This is a genomic window from Streptomyces chilikensis (genome assembly GCF_001642695.1).
Lineage (GTDB): Bacteria > Actinomycetota > Actinomycetes > Streptomycetales > Streptomycetaceae > Streptomyces > Streptomyces chilikensis.
On the sequence record NZ_LWCC02000125.1, the window covers coordinates 9,280 to 13,773 of the forward strand.

The following is a 4,494-nucleotide window of genomic DNA, read 5'->3' on the forward strand; positions in this document are numbered from 1 at the left end:
GCCTTCACGGCGGCGGCCCGCGAACCGGTCTCCGCCGCGGCGATCACCTCGCGTTCCACCGCCTTGACGGAACCCACCAGCGCGGCCGCGTGGCCCGGCAGCGGGGCGGCGGTCGCCGGGTGCGCGCCCTTGGCGTCCACCCGGCAGGGGACCTCGACCACGGCGTTCTCGTCCAGGCCGGGCAGGGCGCCCCGGTTGCGGACGTTCAGGATCAGCGTGACCCTCTCGTCCCGGGCGATCGCCCGCATCAGGGCGAGCGCCACCTTCTCGTAGCCCCCCGAGAGGTCCTCCTCCTCGCGCTCCCCCGCGCCCGCCGCGTCCCGGTTCTCCGCCATGTAGGTGGCCTCGCGCTCGGCCCGGGTGCGGTCCCACAGCCGCAGCGCGGACGTGCCCGGGCGGCCGGCCTTCGCGTAGAAGCGGGCCTGCTGCTCCCGGAGGAAGACGCCGCGGGTCTGCTCGGCCTCCTGGTAGGCGCGGACCGTCTCGCGGTTGAAGTAGTAGTAGTGCAGGTACTCGTTGGGGATCGCGCCCAGCGCCTGCAGCCAGTCCGCGCCGAAGAGACGGCCCTCCTCGAACGACTCGAGCAGTTCCCGGTCGGCGAGCAGCCGGGGCAGCAGGTCCTCGCCGTCGACGCGCACGGCGCGGACCCAGCCGAGGTGGTTGAGCCCGGCGTAGTCGACGAAGGCCCGCTCGGCGGGGACGCCGAGGACGCGGGCGACGCGGCGGCCGAGGCCGACCGGGGAGTCGCAGATGCCGATCACCCGGTCGCCGAGCCGGCGGGACATCGCCTCGGTGACCAGACCGGCGGGGTTGGTGAAGTTGATGACCCAGGCGCCCGGGGCGAGGCGCTCCACCCTGCGGGCGAGGTCCACCGCGACCGGCACGGTGCGCAGGCCGTAGGCGATGCCGCCGGCGCCGACGGTCTCCTGGCCGAGGACCCCCTCGGCCAGGGCCACCTGTTCGTCGGCGGCCCGGCCCTCGAGGCCGCCGACGCGGATCGCCGAGAAGACGAAGTCGGCGCCGGTCAGCGCCTCGTCCAGGTCGGTGGTCGCGACCACCTCGGGCGCGTCCGGCACGCCCTCCGCCTGTTCGGCCAGCACCCGGGTGACGGCCGAGAGCCGTCCCTCGTCCACGTCGTGCAGCACCACGCGGGTGACGCGCCCGGGCCCCCGGTCGGCCAGCAGCGCCCCGTACACGAGCGGCACGCGGAAGCCGCCCCCACCAACGATCGTCAGCCTCATCCCGCCAACCTAACCCGGCGGGCGGAGGGGACGGCGGGGGACGTGCGGCAGGGGCGCGGCGTGGGCCCCGGGAGGGACGGGGGGCAACGGGCGGTGTGGGCCGGGGCGGGCGCGGGAACCCCTTCCGGGGTGACGGGCGGCTCCGCCCTGACCTGCGCGGATCGCTCGGGAGGGCGTCGCCCTGGCATGGCCCGCGGTCCACCGCGGTACTCGGCCCTCACCGTCCGACGAGAAAGTAGATGATCACATTGACCGAAGCGACCGGAACGGTGGCCGCCGCGCGGCGCGGGACCGGCGGCCCTCTCCTGGGCACGAGCAACCCGCTGCGTGATCCCCGCGACCGCAGGCTCCCCCGGATCGCGGGCCCGTCCGGACTCGTCATCTTCGGCGTCACGGGCGACCTGTCCCGCAAGAAGCTGATGCCGGCCGTGTACGACCTCGCGAACCGGGGGCTGCTGCCACCGGGCTTCTCCCTGGTCGGCTTCGCCCGCCGCGAATGGGCCGACCAGGACTTCGCCCAGGTGGTGCACGACGCGGTGGAGCAGTACGCGCGCACCCCCTTCCGCGAGGAGGTCTGGCAGCAGCTCGCCCAGGGCATGCACTTCGTCCCCGGCGACTTCGACGACGACCGCGCCTTCGAGCAGCTGCGCGAGGCGGTCGAGCAGCTGGACACGTCCCGCGGCACCAGCGGCAACTACGCCTTCTACCTCTCGGTGCCGCCCAGGTTCTTCCCCCGGGTGGTGCAGCAGCTGGAGCGGCACGGTCTGGCCGAGGCGCCCCAGGGGTCCTGGCGGCGCGCGGTGATCGAGAAGCCGTTCGGTCACGGACTGGCCAGTGCCCGCGCGCTCAACGCGCTGGTGCACGAGGTCTTCGCCCCCGACCAGGTGTTCCGGATCGACCACTACCTGGGCAAGGAGACGGTCCAGAACATCCTGGCGCTGCGCTTCGCGAACCAGATGTTCGAGCCGGTGTGGAACCGGTCCTACGTCGACCACGTGCAGATCACCATGGCGGAGGACATCGGCATCGGCGGCCGGGCCGGCTACTACGACGGCATCGGCTCGGCCCGGGACGTCATCCAGAACCACCTGCTGCAGCTCCTCGCCCTCACCGCGATGGAGGAGCCCGCGTCCTTCGACGCGGAGTCGCTGGTGACCGAGAAGCTCAAGATCCTCAAGGCGGTCCAGCTTCCGGATGACCTGGGCGAGCACACCGTGCGGGCCCAGTACACCGGCAGCTGGCAGGGCGGCGAGCGGGTGCTGGGCTACCTGGAGGAGGACGGCATCGACCCGTCCTCCATGACGGACACCTACGCGGCGATCAAGCTGGAGATCGACAACCGCCGCTGGGCGGGCGTCCCCTTCTACCTGCGCACCGGCAAGCGCCTGGGCCGCCGGGTCACCGAGATCGCGGTCGTCTTCCAGCGCGCCCCGTACTCGCCGTTCGACTCGACGGCGACCGAGGAGCTCGGCTCCAACGCGATCGTCATCCGGGTGCAGCCCGACGAGGGCATGACCGTGCGGTTCGGTTCGAAGGTTCCGGGCACCTCCATGGAGATCCGGGACGTCTCGATGGACTTCGCCTACGGCGAGTCCTTCACCGAGTCCAGCCCGGAGGCCTACGAACGGCTCATCCTGGACGTGCTGCTGGGGGACGCCAACCTGTTCCCCCGCACCGAGGAGGTCGAGGAGTCCTGGCGGATCCTGGACCCGATCGAGGAGTACTGGGCCACCCACGGTGTACCCGCCAAGTACCCGGCGGGCAGCTGGGGTCCCCCGGAGGCCGACGAGATGCTCGCACGAGACGGACGGAGCTGGCGCAGGCCATGAAACTGGACCTCACCGACACCACGGCCGGAGAAGTCAACAAGGCGCTGCTCCACGCGCGCCGGGCGTCGGGCACGCCGGCCGTGGGCATGGTGCTGACCATGGTGGTAGTGATCGACGAGGAGTTCGCCTACGACGCCATGCGGGCGGCGCAGCAGGCCTCGCAGGAACACCCCTCCCGCACGGTGGTGGTGATCCGCCGTCATCCGCGCAGCCCGCGGGACCGCACCCATCCCCGGCTGGACGCGGAGGTGCGGGTGGCCGCCGACGCGGGCCCCGGGGAGACGGTGGTGCTGCGGCTGTACGGCGAGTTGCGGGACCACGCCCAGTCGGTGGTGCTGCCGCTGCTGCTGCCGGACGCGCCGGTGGTGGTGTGGTGGCCGGTCGACGCGCCGGAGAACCCGGCCGGGGACGCGCTGGGCGCGCTGGCGCAGCGCCGGATCACCGACATGGACGCGGCCTCCGACCCGCTGGCCGAGCTGGAGGTGCGGGCGGCCAACTACACGCCCGGCGACACCGACCTGGCGTGGACCCGGCTGACGCTCTGGCGCTCCGCCCTCGCCGCCGCCCTCGACCAGGAGCACGCGCCGGTGCGGGGCGTGGTGGTGGAGGCCGAGCCGGGCAATCCGAGCGCGGAACTCCTGGCCCGGTGGCTGCGGGCGCGGCTCGAGGTCCCCGGCGAGGTCCGGGCCTCCGCCGGCCCGGCGGTCACCGCCGTCCGGCTGGAGACGGAGCCGGGCGAGCTGTCCGTGGTCCGGGACGAGGGGCCGCTGGCCGCTCTCACGCTGCCCGGCCAGCCGCCGCGGAGCCTGGCGCTGAAGATCCGGCCGACCTCGGAGCTGCTCGCCGAGGAACTGCGGCGCCTGGACGCCGACGACATGTACGAGATCGCCCTGCGCGGCGGCGAGGCTCCGGCCGACGCGGGAGCGGAAGCGGCGGCCGGAACCGGGTCCGCGGCAGGCGCCGAGGCCGCCCGGCGGCCGCGAACCAGCCCGACGAACGACAGGGAGAAGTGACAGACATGCAGCTCGGACTCATCGGTCTCGGCAAGATGGGCGGCAACATGCGCGAGCGGATCCGCCGCGCGGGCCACACCGTGATCGGGTACGACCGTGATCCCGGCCTCTCCGACGTGGCCAGCCTGGCCGAACTGGCCGACTCGCTGGACGCCCCGCGGGTGGTGTGGGTGATGGTCCCGGCCGGCGCCCCCACCCAGTCCGTGATCGACGAGCTCTCCGGCCTGCTCGACGCGGGTGACGTGGTGGTCGACGGCGGGAACTCCCGCTGGACGGACGACGAGAAGCACGCCGCGGAGCTGGCCGAGAAGGGCATCGGCTTCGTGGACTGCGGTGTCTCCGGCGGTGTGCACGGCCTGGCCAACGGCTACGCGCTGATGTACGGCGGCGACGCGGAGGACGTGGCCAAGG

General features: G+C 73.4%; 4 protein-coding genes. 3 read left to right on the plus strand and 1 reads right to left on the minus strand.

Features of this window, described 5'->3' with window-relative positions; all coding sequences use genetic code 11:
- Window positions 1–1,241 (minus strand): 6-phospho-beta-glucosidase (locus tag A2U95_RS26435; RefSeq protein WP_166027554.1); only part of this gene is annotated, 1,241 nt, incomplete at its 3' end.
- Window positions 1,242–1,480: 239 nt separating this feature from the next.
- Here A2U95_RS26435 and zwf point away from each other — a divergent pair.
- From zwf to A2U95_RS26450, 3 genes are all read left to right on the plus strand, one after another.
- On the plus strand, window positions 1,481–3,070 hold the full coding sequence (gene zwf / locus A2U95_RS26440; RefSeq protein ID WP_166027550.1) for a glucose-6-phosphate dehydrogenase: 1,590 nt from the start codon (window positions 1,481–1,483) through the stop codon (window positions 3,068–3,070).
- Window positions 3,067–4,083, plus strand: a complete 1,017-nt coding sequence (opcA, locus tag A2U95_RS26445) for a glucose-6-phosphate dehydrogenase assembly protein OpcA (protein WP_166027552.1) — start codon at window positions 3,067–3,069, stop codon at window positions 4,081–4,083. The genes zwf and opcA overlap by 4 nt, the downstream gene beginning before the upstream one ends.
- Window positions 4,084–4,088: 5 nt before the next feature.
- On the plus strand, window positions 4,089–4,494 hold a 406-nt coding region (locus tag A2U95_RS26450; protein WP_240958172.1), incomplete at its 3' end, for an NAD(P)-binding domain-containing protein.